Origin of the sequence: Stappia sp., from assembly GCF_965276915.1 — a bacterium.
In the GTDB taxonomy this organism is placed as follows: Bacteria; Pseudomonadota; Alphaproteobacteria; order Rhizobiales; family Stappiaceae; genus Stappia.
On the sequence record NZ_OZ255709.1, the window covers coordinates 3,897,005 to 3,910,750 of the forward strand.

Below are 13,746 nucleotides of genomic sequence, written 5' to 3' on the forward strand. Positions count from 1 at the left end.
AATTCCCCTTTCAGGAAAGGACGCTCCGTCACCCGGCCAGGAGGGGCCGGCGGGCGGTCGCGGATGGGAGAAGTTGGCGCGGGTCATTAACACGGGCATGACAGGAAGGGAAGCGGCATCGCGCCATGCGCCGCAGCTATTTCCGGCCGGGACGGCGCGCGGGCCGCGCTAGTCGCCACCCCGCCGGCCGCGAAACCCCTTGGCAAGCACATAAAGCTCCGGGCTTTCCTTGCGGCTTGCCGGCGGCTTGATGTGATGCACCGTCTGGTAGTCGCGCTTCAAGCCGGCAAGCAGTTCATTCTCGGTGCCACCCCGGAACACCTTGGAGAGAAAAGCCCCGCCCGGCGCCAGGTTCTCGCTGGCGAAAAGCGCCGCCACCTCGAACAGATACGTGGTGCGCAGGTGGTCGGTCTGGCGGTGGCCGGTGGTCGGCGCCGCCATGTCGGACAGGACCAGATCCGGCATCTGGCCGCCAAGCGCGGCGCGCAGGGCGTCGGGCGCATCGTCGTCGAGGAAGTCCTTGAGCAGCAGCGTCACGCCGGGCAACGGCTCCACCTCGAGATAGTCGATGCCGACGATGCGCGGATCCTCGTCCGTGGAGCCGGTCCTGGCCGCCGCCACCTGGCACCAGCCGCCGGGGGCCGCGCCCAGGTCGACGATTCGCAGGCCCGGCTTCAGCAGGTTGTGCTTGTCGTCGATCTCCAGGATCTTGTAGGCGGCGCGCGAGCGGTAGCCGTCGATCTTGGCGCGGCGAACATAAGGGTCGTTGAGCTGGCGCTGCAGCCAGCGGGTGGAGGAATTGCTCCGCCGCCGGGCCGTCTTCACCCGTTCGAACATGCCACGATCGCCGCGTCCGCGGCCCGATGTGCTCATTGCTGTTTCCTTGACCGCGACCGGTGACGGTGCGGTGCGTTGCGACGCCAGACATTGTCGGCGGCCATCAGTTCCATGAGGATGCCTTCCCGCAGGCCCCTGTCGGCGACACGCAGCCGCTGGCAGGGCCAGCGCCGGCGGATCGATTCCAGGATCGCGCAGCCGGCAAGCACCAGATCGGCCCGATCCGCGCCGATGCACGGATTGCCGACGCGCTCCTCATAGGGCATCGCGCGCAACCGCTCAATCATTGCCGTGACGTCTTCGTCATCCATCCATACGCCGTCGATGCGGCGACGGTCGTAGCGCTTCAGGCCGAAATGCACCCCGGCCAGCGTCGTCACCGTGCCGGACGTGCCGAGCATGTGGACCTTTCCGTCGCAGATCGCGGCGCTCAGCTCGCGCCCGAGCGAAAACGCCTCGAGATGCTCGCGGGCGTCGTTGACCATCGCCTCGAACGTGTCGGAGGTGACGTGCCGCCCGCCATGGCGCTCGGCCAGGTTGACCACGCCGACGGGCAGCGAGATCCAGGCGCGGATGAACCGCGTCAGCGCGACGCCGCGCGCGCCGCAGCGGTTGCGGAGATCCAGCCAGACGATCTCCGACGAACCGCCGCCGATATCGAACAGAACCACACCGTTGGCATCCGGGTCGACAAGAGAGGCGCAACCGGCAACCGCCAGGCGCGCCTCGGTCTCCCGCGAGGCGATCTCCAGCGACATGCCGGTCTCCTGCCGCACCCGCTCGATGAATTGCGGACCGTTTTCCGCCGCGCGGCAGGCTTCCGTGGCGATCAGGCGCGCCCGCTCGACGCCGCGATCGCGCATCTTGTCGCGACAGCAGACAAGCGCCTCGAGCGCCCGGTCCATCGCCGCCTCGCCCAGCCGGTTGGCATGGCCGAGCCCCTCGCCGAGCCGCACGATCCGCGAATAGGCGTCAACGACGCGAAAACCGCGCTGCTCGGGCCGGGCCACGAGCAGGCGGCAATTGTTGGTGCCAAGATCGAGCGCGGCGTATAGGCGGTCAGGCACCGCGCCCGGCGCGGTGCCGTGGCGCCCCTCGCGCGCCGGGCGCGATCGCAGGTCCCTGGCCTCTCCCGAACGCGGATCGCCGGACGACCGCTCGGCAGCCGGCCCGGCGGTGGCCGCCGGACCCGAGGCCGCCCGTTCCAAACCTGCAAGCTCCAAAGAACGGCCGACCGTGCCGGCCCGGCTTGGCTCCGACACTGCCGTGACGGTATCCGTATTTGCCGGCCTGCGCTGGAGCGCATCGGAGGCAGCCTCCGGCTGCGCTCTTGCCTCGCTCCTTCCCGAGCGGTTCATGTCGGATCTGTCGTTTCCGGGTCGACCGTTTCCAGCACGGCCCTGCCTTGCCTGGCCGTGTCTTGCCTGATCATCTCTTGCTTGGCCGTGTCCGGACTGATCCGACCCGGCCTGGTCGTTGCCAGGCGTCTCGCCAGCGGACAGACCAAGGTCCGGTTTCCCGACCTGCGCACGACGCTCTGCCCGGTTGGGACGGCGGCGCTTCTTGCCGCGCCGCTTGCCGCCCCCCGGTGCATCGCCCGGGCGCCGGGCGTCGGCGTCGCTGCTCCCGCCGGCCGCAGTCCGCACGCTGTCGTCGGCGGCACGCAAGCCGCCATTCGCCAGTTCTGACGCATTCCGCCCGGACGCCGCCGCTTGCGCGGCCTGCCCCCCGGTCGCAGCCCCGGCCCCTCCGGCCCCGTGCTGCCTGCGTTTCTTCCGGGAGCGGCGGCGTTTGGCGCCCGCTGCCGCGGGCCTTGCCTCGTCACCGTTCCCCGGTGTCGCGCCGGAATGCGGCCGGATACCATCCGGCCCCATTGGTCCCGATTCGCTCACACTCGATCCTTGCCGGCGCTTTCGCGCCTCCGCCTCCAGGGCGACCGCCTCGTGGCGTCGCGGCCTGAAGCGCTTTTCCGTTGGGCCAAGTTTACCATCATATGCGCGCCCCGCAATGCGCAGGCTGAACCCGACGGAAACAGCACCGCCGGAGGTGCCCTCCCCGTTTTCCGCGGCAGGGATTTGCACAGGCGGCAAGCGAGAATTTGCAGCGCCGCACTTGACAGGGCGGGCGACGATTCATACAACGCGCACACGGAAGCGCTGCTGCCAATGCGGCGGGCGACGCTCCGGCTTTCGCATCAGGTTGCCGTAAAGGGCCGCCGCGCAGGCCGGACGATCAAGGCGCACCGTTCGGCATTGGGGAATAGGTTAACGGTAGACCCACGGACTCTGACTCCGTTAGTCCTGGTTCGAATCCAGGTTCCCCAGCCAAATTTTCCTGACAAGAAATCAATCGGATATTGAAGCACGAGGGGCTGCTACGCGCCTGTCGACGCGCCCCTTCGGATGCAGGTCTTTTTCCCCGGCGCCCTCGATTTCGCCCAGGTCCTCGTTCGCCCAGGACCTCGTTCGCCCAGGTCCTCGAATGGCCGTGTCAGCGTGCGATCCGGGAAGGCCGGAGGGAAGAACGGGCGGTGCTCACGCGACCGCCCGCCGAAAGCCCTTGCATGCCGGAAGGTCGCCTTATGGCCGACCTGAAACAGCCTGCAACAAGGTCCGCGCCGAGCCGACGAGCAGGCCGGTGTCGACGCCGGCGGCAACGAAGCGATACCCCCAGTCGCGATAGCGGACGGCATCTTCCGCGCGGGTCGCAAGAATACCCGGAACCTTGCCTGCAGCGGCGATGCGCTGCGCCGCCATGCGGATCGCCTCCTGCACGTCCGGATGGGCCGGATTGCCGAGATGGCCCATCGAGGCGGAAAGATCCGACGGGCCGATGAAGACGCCGTCGACACCCTCGACTGCCGCGATTTCCTCCAGCCGGGCCATGGCCTGCGCCGTCTCGATCTGGACGAGGACGCAGATTTCGCCATTGGCCTTTTGCAGATAGTCCGGCACCGTGCCGTAGCGGCTGGCGCGCGTAGACCCGGCGACGCCGCGAATGCCGTCCGGGGGATAACGGGTGGCACGCACGGCGGCCTCCGCCTCCCCCGCCGTCTCGACAAAGGGCACGAGCAGGGTCTGAATGCCTATGTCGAGCAGTCGCTTGATCAGCACCTTGTCGTTCCAGGCCGGCCGCGCCACGGCGGAGGCGGTTCCGGTGGCGGCGGCCTGAAGGATCGGCTGCAGGGCGGCGACCTCGACCGGCGAGTGCTCGGTATCGAAGAGCATCCAGTCGAAACCGGTGAGCGACAGGGCCTCGGCCGCGACCGGGCTGGCGAGCGAACTCCACAGGCCCCATTGCAGCTCACCCGCCAGAAGGCGCGCCTTGAAGCGGTTCTGCGGCATGGTCATACGAACTGCACCGCGACGGAGCCGAGCGGGCCGAAATCGGCATGCAGCGTGTCACCCTTGGCCGCCCAGACCGGCCGCGTGAAGGAGCCGGACAGCATCAGGTGGCCAGGCTCCAGCGTCGTCCCGAAAGGGCCGATCTTGTTGGCGAGCCAGGCGATCGCCATCGCCGGATGACCGAGGACGCCGGCGGCAAGGCCGGTCTCCTCGATCTCGGAATTGCGGTAGAACACCGCGCCGACCCAGCGCAGGTCGACGGCATCCGGGCGCACGGGCCGGCCGCCGAGCACAATGCCGGCGGCAGCGCCGTTGTCGGCCACCGTGTCGTAGATCCGGCGCGGCTCGGTGACGCGCGCGTCGATGATCTCGATCGAGGGCACAACCCATTCGGTGGCGCGCAGCACGTCGACAAGGCCGATGCCCGGACCTTTCAACGGCTCCTTGAGAATGAAGGTCAGTTCCGGCTCGACCCGCGGCACGCAGAAGGCATCGAAGGGAACCTTGGCGCCGTCGGACAGGACCAGGTCGTCGAAGAGATAGCCGTAATCCGGTTCGTCGATCTTCGAGGAGGCCTGCATCGCCTTGGAGGTCAGGCCGATCTTGTGGCCGACGATCTTCCGGCCCGCCTTGACCCGCTCGGCGGCGACGGCGGACGAGATCGCATAGGAATCCTCGATCGCGATCTCCGGGAACATTTCGGAGGGGCGTCGGCCCTGCACCTTGGTGCGATGGCTTTCAAGCAGGGAGGCAACGACCTCCCCGCGCTGGGCTTCGGTCAGCATGATGTCCTCAAATCCTCAGAGCTTGATGCAGACGTTGCGGAGTTCGGAATAGAACTCCATGGAATGGACGCCGCCCTCGCGGCCGATGCCGCTCGCCTTGGTCCCGCCGAACGGGGTCCTGAGATCGCGCAGGAACCAGCAATTGACCCAGCTGATTCCGACCTCGACCTGACCCGCGACGCGGTGCGCCCGCGTCAGGTTTTCCGTCCAGATCGAGGTGGCAAGCCCGTAGGGCGAGTTGTTGGCAAGCGCGACCGCCTCCTCCTCGGTATCGAAGGGGGTGAGATGCGTGCAGGGGCCGAAGATCTCCTCGGTGATGACCGGCGAGGTTTCGGGCAGGCCGGTCCACACGGTCGGCTCGACCCAGTAACCGCCCTCATAGCCCTGGAGGTCCGGTACTCCGCCGCCGACGATCATGTTCGCGCCCTCGGCGCGGGCCTTGTCGTAGAAGGACAGTACCTTGGCGCGGTGCGCGGCCGAGATCACCGGGCCCATCGTCGTCGCCGTGTCGAAAGGATCACCGAAGCGGTAGCTCCGGGCCTTGTCGGCAAGGCCTTCCGCGACCCTGTCGAAGATGCCGCGCTGAACGTAGATGCGCTCGGTGCCAAGGCAGACCTGTCCGGTATTGGCAAAACAGGCGCGGCCGATGCCTTCCATCGTCTTGTCGAAGTCGGCGTCGTCGAAAATGATGCCGGGATTCTTGCCGCCGAGTTCGAGCGAGACCGGACGCACGCCGTGCGCGGCCGCCGCCATGATCGCCTCGCCGGTGCGGGTCTCGCCGGTGAAGGTGATGCCGTCGACATCCGCATGCGTGGTCAGAAATTCGCCGGTGCAGCCCGGGCCGCGCCCGTGCACGACATTGTAGACGCCGGCGGGAATGCCGACCTCGTTCATCACCTCGCCCAGAAGCGTTGCCGTTGCAGGCGTTTCCTCGGACGGCTTGACGACAACCGTATTGCCGCAGGCGAGCGCCGGGGCGACCTTCCAGGTCATCAGCAGCAACGGCAGGTTCCACGGACAGATCACGGCAATGACGCCGCGCGGCGTGCGCACCGCATAGTTCAGCGCGCCGGTGCCATCCGGTGTCGGCATGGCGAAGCTTTCGGTGCCGAGCGTCGCGACCTGGTCGGCGAAGACGTTGAAATTGGCGGCGCCGCGCGGAATGTCGATATGGCTGGCGATCGAACGCGGCTTGCCTGTATCGCGGATCTCGGCGGCGAGGAACTCGTCGAAACGCGCGTTGATGCCATCGGCAAGCTTGCGCAGGAGGCCGGTGCGCTCGGCCACGCTCATCCGGCCCCAAGGGCCTTTCAGCGCCGCACGGGCGGCGCCAACGGCCTCGTCGACCTGCGCCTTGTCGGCGGCCCGGATCTCGCCGATCACCTCGCCGGTGGTCGGGAAGTGGTTGGCAAAGCCGTCGCCCCGGCCGGAAACGAACCGGCCATCGATGAAGTTCCTGAATTCGGTCACGTTGCGCCGCCTTTTTCCTTGGGAACCGTCTCCGGATCCGCCGCTGTCAGATGATCCCACATGCGCTCAACAATGCGCCCGGCCCGGGTCGCGCGTTGGGTCGCCTCCGCCTGCGATATCGCGGGGGCCTCGGTGAGCCCGGCCGCGCGCGCCGCGAGCTCCACCCGGCACATGTCCTCCAGATACCAGGCAAGCACCGTCGCCTCCTGAAGGCTCGCGCCCGCCGTCACCGCGCCATTGCCGCGCATCAGGAGACCCGCGCCCTCCCCCATCGCGTCGATCGCGCCCTGGGCACGGGCATCGTCGCGGATGAGCTGGACGTCGCCCCAAAGGCCGACGGCGGGGGTGAAATAGGTGCCGAACCCGTGGCGCATGGCGGGCACTGTCGAGGTCGCGCCGAGCGCCATCGCGCTCGGGCCCATGAAGCGCACGACGCCGTGCGCCTCCGGCCGACGCCGGTAGATCTGCTGGTGCAGCCGCACCTCGCCGAGCACGCCTTCGGGCAATGGCCCGTCGACCGGCACCTCGGTGCATTCGGCGCCCGGCGCGATCAGGCCCATCGGCTCGGCTGGACAGACGAGAAAGCGTTCCGCGTCGATGCGCGCCGAGCAGTGCCCGTAGGCGTGAACGAGGCCGGCCCGGGCGAGCGCACGGGCCGCCAGCCGAACGGTAAGGGAGAGATCGCTCATCAGCCCTGCCCGTCGCCGCCCTTGGCATTGTCGAAGGCGGCAATGCGCGGGGCGGACCCCCACTTGCAGAAGCCCTTCGGCTCGAAATGGAACTGCCGGTCGCGCCAAAGCGGCTCGTCGTGGATCTCGCAGACCCCGGTCGAATACTCGAAGGTCATGCCGTCCGGCCCTGTGAAATAGAGGAATTCGGCCGACGAGGTCGGGTGCTGGCCGGGGCCGAAGGTGACGTTGACCTGGTTGTCGGAGACAAAGTTGAACGAGCGCTGGATGTCGTCGGTACCGCCAACCTGGTGGTTGATGTGCTGGATGCCCGCCTTGTGGAAGGGGAAGAGCGCGATCGAATGATGGATCGTGCCGAGCCGCATCAGCGGCGCGTCGCCGATCCGGTCCGAAACGCGGGCATTGCAAACGCTGGTCCAGAAGGCTTCGTCGCGCGCGGCGTCCGTGGTGCAGAGCCCGACATGGGAGAAGCCGGTGATGCCGGCATCGCGGGTGCCGTGATAGCGCAGGCCCGTCGTCTCGGGACGGACGACGAACTCGATGGCGTTGCCGGTCGGATCGCGGAAGCGGATGAACTCGCGCACCAGCCGCGCCTCGCATTCCTCGCGCGTGCCGTAATGAACATGGTGGCCGAGCGCTTCCAGCGTGGCGGCCGCCGTCTGCAGGTCCTCGCCGCGCCCGAGCTCAAAGGCGGTCATCTGGTCGGCCGGATCGCCCTCGACATAGCACAGCGTGTGGGCGCGCTCGTCGGACTTGAAATAGGTCGCGCCGCGGCGGCGCTCGGAGACCTCGAGGCCGAGGATATTGGTAGCGAACCACTCCGCTCCTGCGAGATCCGTGGTGCCAAGGCGGCAGTAGACGACGTCCTTCAGCTCGATCATCGCGCATCTCCTCCCAGGAATTCCGGTTGCCCGGTCACCGAGCCCCATTGGCCGTGACTCAGCGCGGTGTCGGGGAACTGGCGCGGACCGCGCGCCTCGATCTGAGGCCCCTTCTCCATGCCCGTCATGTAGCTCAGCAGCAGGCCCCGGGGGCCGCGCGTCGTCACATACATGGCGCCCGAGGCGGCCTGCCGGTCCGGGCCGGCGACGACGGGAAGCTGGCTCTTCTGGATGAAGTACCAGTTGCGCATCAGGCTGTCCTTCGCGTCCACCTCATAGGCCGCGCCGAGAATGCCGTCGCTGGCGGACGGGTAGAGCGCGATGCGGTGATGCGCCTCGTCGAGCGACAGATAGGCAGTGTCGCCGGCCCAGTCGGACACCGTGAGACCCAGGCCCTTGACGAAGAAGGCCTCGTTCGCGGCGACGTCGGTGCAGGCAAGCTGGACGGCGCCGAAACCGGTGATGCCGGCATCGCGAGGACCGTGATAGCGCCAGCCGGAGGTCAGCGGCCGCCAGACGATCTCGACCATGACGCCGTTCGGCGCTTCGGTGGCAAGCACCGCCTTCGCCTGACGCAGACGCGCCCCGTCGGCATCGAGCATGCGCGACGAATACCCGGCAGCCTCGAGCCGTGCCTTGAGCGCCCCAAGGTCCTCCTCGCGTGCCACGGTGAGCGCGATCGCCTCGCCGTCGCCCGCCGTGGAAAGGCAGAGCGAATAATTGCGGTCATCGGAGCGGAACATGGCGCGCTCGTCGTCGCGGTCAGACGCCTGCAGGCCGAGGACGTCCCGTGCGAAACGCGCGGCCTCGTCGAGATTGTCGACGGCCACACGCAGGTATCTGAGGTCACGGTATTTCATCATCGGCTCCTTGCGGTCGGGGTGCACACGGGCGACGGACCGCCCGTGTGCACTGTTCGAACCTGAAACTCACATCCCGGAGGCTTCGGCCTCAAGCTCCTTGAGGAGCGGTGCTTCCTCGCGCCAGCGGGCGTACCACTGGTCGACGGCATCTCCGAACCACTCGCGACCGACCTGGATGACCGGAACATCGGTCGTCTCCAGCTTGGCGCGGTAGTCGGCATCGATCCCGGCATAGCCGGCGACCAGCGTGTCGAGCCGCTCCGCGAAGACCTCCTCGACGATGGTGCGGTCTGCTTCCGCAATCGTGCCCCACTTGCGCCCCGAGGCGATGGCAGCCATCGGGAACATCATGTGGTCGGAGATGACGATGGATCCGGCATGGTCGTAGTATTTCGAGTTCCAGGTGCCTTCGACATCGATCTGCATGCCGTCGACCTGGCCGTTGGCGAAGGCGTCATAGAGCGCCGGCAGCGGCATCGGCGTCGGCGCCGCGCCAAGCCCCTCCCAGAAGGCGAGTTCGGGCGCGAAGGGGATCGTGCGGATCTTCTTGCCCTTCAGGTCCCCGACCGTCGCGGTCTCGCCCCGAGTGACGATCATGCGCATGCCGGCCATGCCCCAGCCGAGACCGGTGAGGCCGAAATTGCTCATGCCGTCCAGCAGCTTCGTCGCGGTCTTGCCCTTCAGCAGCTCGCGCGCGCCGGCCACGTCCTTGACGATATAAGGGGCGAGGAAGATGCCGTAATTGGGATCACGGTTGGCGAATTCGCCAAGCGTGAAGAAGGCGAAGTCCATCACGCCGGTCTGCAGCTGCTGCAGCATCTGCGCTTCGCTGCCGAGCTGGCCCGACGGGAAGACCAGGATATCGACCCGGCCCTCGGTTCGGGCCTTGATCTCCTCGGCGGCGGCTGTCGCGGTCACCGTCCACTGGTGTGGCGGCGGCGTGATCAGGCCGAGCCGGTATTGCTCGGCGGTGGCCGAGCCGACGGTCATTGCCAGGATGGATGCCGCCAGCGCGGCGCCTTTGAAGCGTTGCATGTCCTACCTCCCCATTTTGCTCAGCCGTGCAGATAAGAGGTCGCCGGCCGTGGCTTCATAAAATATCGATATTTTTCTGAGATCAACAAAAAATCGATATTTCTGCAAAGAAAGAAATTTTCTCGTTATTTTAGAGGGCGCTGTCACGCTCGCGGTTCATCCTCGCCACCTGATCGAGCAGGACCGGCATGGTCGCATCGCGGTCGGCGGCGATTCCGGCAAGCGGCGGCAGGTCCGCCGCCTCGTAGGCTTCGGCGATGATCCGGCAGGTCTTCGCATCGAGAACCGGCGCACCGAGATCGTCGAACAGCGCCTGGAACTGCGGGCCGAGCGCCTCGAGAAAACCGGCCATGCCGCGCTCGGCACCGGCCAGCGCGAAGACGCTCATCGGGCCAAGCCGGCACCAGCGCGGCGCCAGCGCGTCGGTGACGGCGCGCTCGGTGTCCTCCAGGCTCGCCGCGCCGGTGGCGACGAGATGCACGGCTTCCCGCCACAAGGCCGCCTGCAGACGGTTGACCAGATGCCCGGCGACCGGTTTCTTTAGTTCGAGCACCGTCTTGCCCATCGCCTCGTAAATCCCGCGCGCCCTCGCCATCGCATCGGCCGAGGTCCCTGCCCCGCCGGCGGTCTCGACCACCGGCATCAGATAGGGCGGATTGCAGGGATGGCCGATCAGGAGCCGGTCCGGCCGCTCCAGCCCCGCCGCGATGGCATCGGCGGTGAAGCTCGATGAGGACGAAGCGATGATGGTATCCGTCCCGACCTTTCGCTCGACATCGGCAAGAACGCGCTGCTTCAGGTCGAGGCTCTCGGGCAAGGCTTCCTGGACAAGGTCGACGCCGCCTTGCGGACATGTCGCGACCACCACCGGCGGCCCTGCCCCGTCTGCGAGATTGCCGAGCCGGGCGAGCACCGCGCGCGCCTGCTCCCAGGTGGCGGCTACGCGGTCGGATGCTCCCGGATCCGGATCGACGACCAGCGTATCGTACCCTGCGCCGGCGAAGGCAGCGGCCCAGCCCGCCCCGATCAGCCCCCCGCCAATGACCGCAACTCGGGTCATTGCAGCGCGGCCCCAAGGCCGGTCGAGAGCAACGGAAACAGCGACAGGGCGACGATAACCAGCGCAACGGCAAGGAAGAAGGGCAGGATCAGCCGCGCCAGGCGCTCTGCCCGGACATTGCCCATCAGAGCGGCGGTGAAGAGACCCGTGCCGACCGGCGGCGTCAGCAGGCCCGCCGTCAGGTTCAGGCAGACGATGACACCGAACTGGAACGGGTCGATGCCATAGACACCGGTCGCCACCGGCAGGAACACCGGCACGACAAGGATGATCGCCGGGATCGGATCCGTCACCATGCCGAGGAAGAGCAGGATCAGGTTGATCGTCAGCAGGAAGACGATCGGCGACGTCGTCAGCGACTGCACCCAGGCCGAGACGATGGCCGGCACGTTCTCGAAGGTGATGACCCAGGAGAAGAGCCCGGCGGCGGCGATCAGGAACAGGACGACGGCGGAGGACGCCGCGGCCCGCATGAAGGCGGGCCAGATGTCCTTCACCGACATCTCGCGATAAACGAACATGCCGACGATGACGGCCGCCACAGAGGCGACGGCCGCCGCTTCCGTCGGCGTCGCGAAGCCGCCGAGGATCGAGCCGATGATGACAACGGGAATGGCCGCCGCCGGCAACGCGTCACGGACCGCGACGGCACGCTCGCGCAGTTCCAGTTTGCCGCTTTTCGGGAAGTTGTACCGGTGCCCGAGCCAGGCGATGACAGCCAGGAAGGCGAGGAACAGGATGACGCCCGGCACGATGCCGGCGATGAACAGGTCGCCGATCGGAAGCTGGGCAATGACACCGAAGATGATGAACATCATCGAGGGCGGGATGATCGGTGCCAGCATGCCGCCGGCCGCGGTGATCGCCACAGAGACGTCGCGCGGATAGCCGGCGCGTTCCATTTCAGGCACGGCGATACGCGACATGATGGTGATCTGCGCCACGGTCGAACCGAGGATCGAGGCCATCATCATGTTGGCGACAAGATTGACATAGGCAAGGCCGCCACGCATCGAGCCGAGCAGCGCCATGGCGAAGGCCATCAGCCGCCGGCCGATGCCGCCCTCGTTCATGAACTCGCCCAGGAGAATGAACAGCGGCAGCGCCAGCAATCCGTAATTCTCGAGCCCGCCGAAAAACTGCTGCGGGAAACTCTGGAACAGGATGTGATTGCCGCTCGCGAGAATGATGACGACGGCAAGCGCCATCAGCGCAAAGGCGATCGGCACGCCGGCGATCAGGAAGGCAAGGAAGAAACCGCCGCCGATCATTGCGCGCGCTCCGAGACAGTGCCGAAGCGGGCCAGTACATGGACGATCCCCGTCAGGCAGAAGACGGGAAGAATGAGCCAGAACCAGACCTTGCGCATGCCAAGCGTCGTCGTCGGCTCCTGATAGAGGAAGTTGAAGCTCTTGAGCGAATAGGCCTGGAGGTCTTCCGCTGCGAGTACGCCGAGCGGATCGAACCAGTTCCACAGCATCCAGGCGAAGAGCGCGAAGAGCGCGAGGAGGACCGTATCGACGACGCGCGCCAGTATCTTGCGAACGTGCTCCCCCAGTCCGTCGGACACCAGCGTGACGGCAATGTGCTGTCGGTTGGCAAGGCCCAGGGACGCGCCGGCAAAGGCACCGAGAACCATCAGGTAGACGGCAAGTTCATCCGTCCAGATCAACGGACGACCGAAAGCGCGGGACACGACATTGGCAAGCAGAAGCCCCAGAATGGCGACAACGATCGCACCTGCGAAACGCGCCTCGACCCAGGCCACGGCATCGCTCATCCGCATCAACCGGGCGCGAAATCCATTGCTTTCGTCAGCCTTCCCCGGCGCAGCCATACGCATCTCCCTTGCCTTAACTCGCTATTGGCGATCGGAGCGCGAGTGAATATCGATATTTTTACACTGTCAAACAAAAAATCGATATTATTGCACTTTTGCCAGATTGGCGTATCCTCTGCGAAAGGCTATCAAAATCATGGGCAGGAGGCTTGGGCTTGAACGCTGATTCACAGGGTCCGGAGAAGACCATCGCGGAACGTGCCTATCGCACGATCCGGGAAGATATCGTATCCGGCATCCTCAAGCCGGGCGAGAAGCTGAAAATCGACATCCTGCGCAAGCGCTACGGCTTTGGCGCGGCGCCCTTGCGCGAAGCGCTGTCGCGGCTGTCCGGCGACCATCTCGTCAATGTCATCGGCCAGCGCGGCTTCGTCGTCGCGCCGATCTCCGTGCATGACGCCGCCGAAATCGGCGACCTGCGCAAGCTGCTCGAGGTCGAGGCACTGTCGCGCTCGATCCCGCGTGGCGACACCGCCTGGGAAGAGCGGTTGATCACCACCTATCACCGCCTGTCGCGGCTGGAGACCGGCGAGGACCAGGGCATCAAGGCGCTCGATCTCTGGGAGAAGCACAACTCCGCCTTTCACGATGCAACCGTCTCGGCCTGCGGTTCGGCATGGCTGCTTCGGCTGCGCGAGCAGCTCTTCCGCCAGCACGAGCGCTACCGCCGCTTCAGCCGCATCAAGACGGTCTGGACCAGAAACATCCACGCCGAGCACGAGGCACTCTTCGAGGCGGCCATGGCAAGGGACGTGGAAAAGGCGGCCGGCATCATCTCCGTGCATGTCCAGCGCACGACCGATGCCGTCGTCGCGGCACTCTCGCCGGCAGGTCCTGCCGATGGCGTGACGGCCACAGCCGGTCACGCGGCGCTGGCGGATGCAAAGCCATAGGGCAGCCAACGCCCTGCCCTGTCGGCGGCATCATGAAGTGGGAAACCTT

Annotated in this window: 14 protein-coding genes and 1 tRNA gene; 3 read left to right on the plus strand and 12 right to left on the minus strand. The window is 66.8% G+C overall.

The features are described 5' to 3' along the window. Window positions 1-168 precede the first annotated feature (168 nt). Both ACQY46_RS18085 and ACQY46_RS18090 read right to left on the minus strand, forming a co-directional pair. On the minus strand, window positions 169-873 hold the full coding sequence (locus tag ACQY46_RS18085) for an RlmE family RNA methyltransferase (RefSeq protein WP_428697394.1): 705 nt from the start codon (window positions 871-873) through the stop codon (window positions 169-171). After that, window positions 870-2,099, minus strand: a complete 1,230-nt coding sequence (locus ACQY46_RS18090) for a Ppx/GppA phosphatase family protein (RefSeq protein ID WP_428697395.1) — start codon at window positions 2,097-2,099, stop codon at window positions 870-872. The genes ACQY46_RS18085 and ACQY46_RS18090 overlap by 4 nt, the downstream gene beginning before the upstream one ends. A gap of 183 nt (window positions 2,100-2,282) precedes the next feature. Between ACQY46_RS18090 and ACQY46_RS18095 the strand changes: the two genes are divergently transcribed. Continuing rightward, the gene (locus ACQY46_RS18095) at window positions 2,283-2,525 is read left to right on the plus strand and encodes a hypothetical protein (RefSeq protein ID WP_428697396.1); all 243 of its coding nucleotides are present in this window, start codon (window positions 2,283-2,285) and stop codon (window positions 2,523-2,525) included. A gap of 565 nt (window positions 2,526-3,090) precedes the next feature. Then, a tRNA-Gln gene (locus ACQY46_RS18100) sits at window positions 3,091-3,164 on the plus strand. A gap of 252 nt (window positions 3,165-3,416) precedes the next feature. Here ACQY46_RS18100 and ACQY46_RS18105 read toward each other — a convergent pair. The 10 genes from ACQY46_RS18105 to ACQY46_RS18150 form a co-directional block, all read right to left on the minus strand. Next, the gene (locus ACQY46_RS18105; RefSeq protein WP_428697397.1) at window positions 3,417-4,187 is read right to left on the minus strand and encodes an HpcH/HpaI aldolase family protein; all 771 of its coding nucleotides are present in this window, start codon (window positions 4,185-4,187) and stop codon (window positions 3,417-3,419) included. After that, complete coding sequence (hpaH, locus tag ACQY46_RS18110) at window positions 4,184-4,966, minus strand: 2-oxo-hept-4-ene-1,7-dioate hydratase (protein WP_428697398.1); 783 nt, start codon at window positions 4,964-4,966, stop codon at window positions 4,184-4,186. The genes ACQY46_RS18105 and hpaH overlap by 4 nt, the downstream gene beginning before the upstream one ends. Before the next feature lie 15 nt (window positions 4,967-4,981). Continuing rightward, on the minus strand, window positions 4,982-6,436 hold the full coding sequence (locus ACQY46_RS18115) for a 2-hydroxymuconic semialdehyde dehydrogenase (RefSeq protein WP_428697399.1): 1,455 nt from the start codon (window positions 6,434-6,436) through the stop codon (window positions 4,982-4,984). After that, window positions 6,433-7,125 (minus strand): class II aldolase/adducin family protein, encoded by a 693-nt coding sequence (locus tag ACQY46_RS18120; RefSeq protein ID WP_428697400.1) that lies wholly within the window; start codon window positions 7,123-7,125, stop codon window positions 6,433-6,435. Before ACQY46_RS18120 ends, ACQY46_RS18115 begins: the two co-directional genes overlap by 4 nt. After that, complete coding sequence (locus ACQY46_RS18125; RefSeq protein ID WP_428697401.1) at window positions 7,125-8,006, minus strand: VOC family protein; 882 nt, start codon at window positions 8,004-8,006, stop codon at window positions 7,125-7,127. The genes ACQY46_RS18120 and ACQY46_RS18125 overlap by 1 nt, the downstream gene beginning before the upstream one ends. Beyond that, window positions 8,003-8,866 carry a VOC family protein gene (locus tag ACQY46_RS18130; protein ID WP_428697402.1) on the minus strand — a complete coding sequence of 288 codons (864 nt, stop codon included), beginning with the start codon at window positions 8,864-8,866 and terminating at the stop codon, window positions 8,003-8,005. The genes ACQY46_RS18125 and ACQY46_RS18130 overlap by 4 nt, the downstream gene beginning before the upstream one ends. Before the next feature lie 69 nt (window positions 8,867-8,935). After that, window positions 8,936-9,904 carry a TRAP transporter substrate-binding protein gene (locus tag ACQY46_RS18135; RefSeq protein ID WP_428697403.1) on the minus strand — a complete coding sequence of 323 codons (969 nt, stop codon included), beginning with the start codon at window positions 9,902-9,904 and terminating at the stop codon, window positions 8,936-8,938. A 130-nt stretch (window positions 9,905-10,034) separates the two neighbouring features. Then, a complete protein-coding gene (locus ACQY46_RS18140) occupies window positions 10,035-10,964 on the minus strand; it encodes a 3-hydroxyacyl-CoA dehydrogenase NAD-binding domain-containing protein (protein ID WP_428697404.1) in 930 nt (309 codons plus the stop codon). Next, entirely contained in the window at window positions 10,961-12,235 is a 1,275-nt protein-coding gene (locus ACQY46_RS18145) for a TRAP transporter large permease (protein WP_428697405.1), read from the minus strand. Before ACQY46_RS18145 ends, ACQY46_RS18140 begins: the two co-directional genes overlap by 4 nt. After that, on the minus strand, window positions 12,232-12,801 hold the full coding sequence (locus ACQY46_RS18150; RefSeq protein WP_428697406.1) for a TRAP transporter small permease: 570 nt from the start codon (window positions 12,799-12,801) through the stop codon (window positions 12,232-12,234). Before ACQY46_RS18150 ends, ACQY46_RS18145 begins: the two co-directional genes overlap by 4 nt. Window positions 12,802-12,959: 158 nt before the next feature. On the opposite strand from ACQY46_RS18150, the gene ACQY46_RS18155 reads away from it, so the two are divergent. Beyond that, the gene (locus tag ACQY46_RS18155) at window positions 12,960-13,697 is read left to right on the plus strand and encodes a GntR family transcriptional regulator (RefSeq protein WP_428697407.1); all 738 of its coding nucleotides are present in this window, start codon (window positions 12,960-12,962) and stop codon (window positions 13,695-13,697) included. The last annotated feature ends 49 nt before the right edge of the window (window positions 13,698-13,746 follow it).

What these genes read in the sequence shown, in the direction of transcription:
- ACQY46_RS18150 (WP_428697406.1), bottom strand. Translation starts at nt 12,801, where the DNA reads ATGGCTGCGCCGGGGAAGGCTGACGAAAGCAATGGATTTCGCGCCCGG.
- hpaH (WP_428697398.1), bottom strand. Translation starts at nt 4,966, where the DNA reads ATGCTGACCGAAGCCCAGCGCGGGGAGGTCGTTGCCTCCCTGCTTGAA.
- ACQY46_RS18135 (WP_428697403.1), bottom strand. Translation starts at nt 9,904, where the DNA reads ATGCAACGCTTCAAAGGCGCCGCGCTGGCGGCATCCATCCTGGCAATG.
- ACQY46_RS18105 (WP_428697397.1), bottom strand. Translation starts at nt 4,187, where the DNA reads ATGACCATGCCGCAGAACCGCTTCAAGGCGCGCCTTCTGGCGGGTGAG.
- ACQY46_RS18125 (WP_428697401.1), bottom strand. Translation starts at nt 8,006, where the DNA reads ATGATCGAGCTGAAGGACGTCGTCTACTGCCGCCTTGGCACCACGGAT.
- ACQY46_RS18130 (WP_428697402.1), bottom strand. Translation starts at nt 8,866, where the DNA reads ATGAAATACCGTGACCTCAGATACCTGCGTGTGGCCGTCGACAATCTC.
- ACQY46_RS18085 (WP_428697394.1), bottom strand. Translation starts at nt 873, where the DNA reads ATGAGCACATCGGGCCGCGGACGCGGCGATCGTGGCATGTTCGAACGG.
- ACQY46_RS18120 (WP_428697400.1), bottom strand. Translation starts at nt 7,125, where the DNA reads ATGAGCGATCTCTCCCTTACCGTTCGGCTGGCGGCCCGTGCGCTCGCC.
- ACQY46_RS18145 (WP_428697405.1), bottom strand. Translation starts at nt 12,235, where the DNA reads ATGATCGGCGGCGGTTTCTTCCTTGCCTTCCTGATCGCCGGCGTGCCG.
- ACQY46_RS18140 (WP_428697404.1), bottom strand. Translation starts at nt 10,964, where the DNA reads ATGACCCGAGTTGCGGTCATTGGCGGGGGGCTGATCGGGGCGGGCTGG.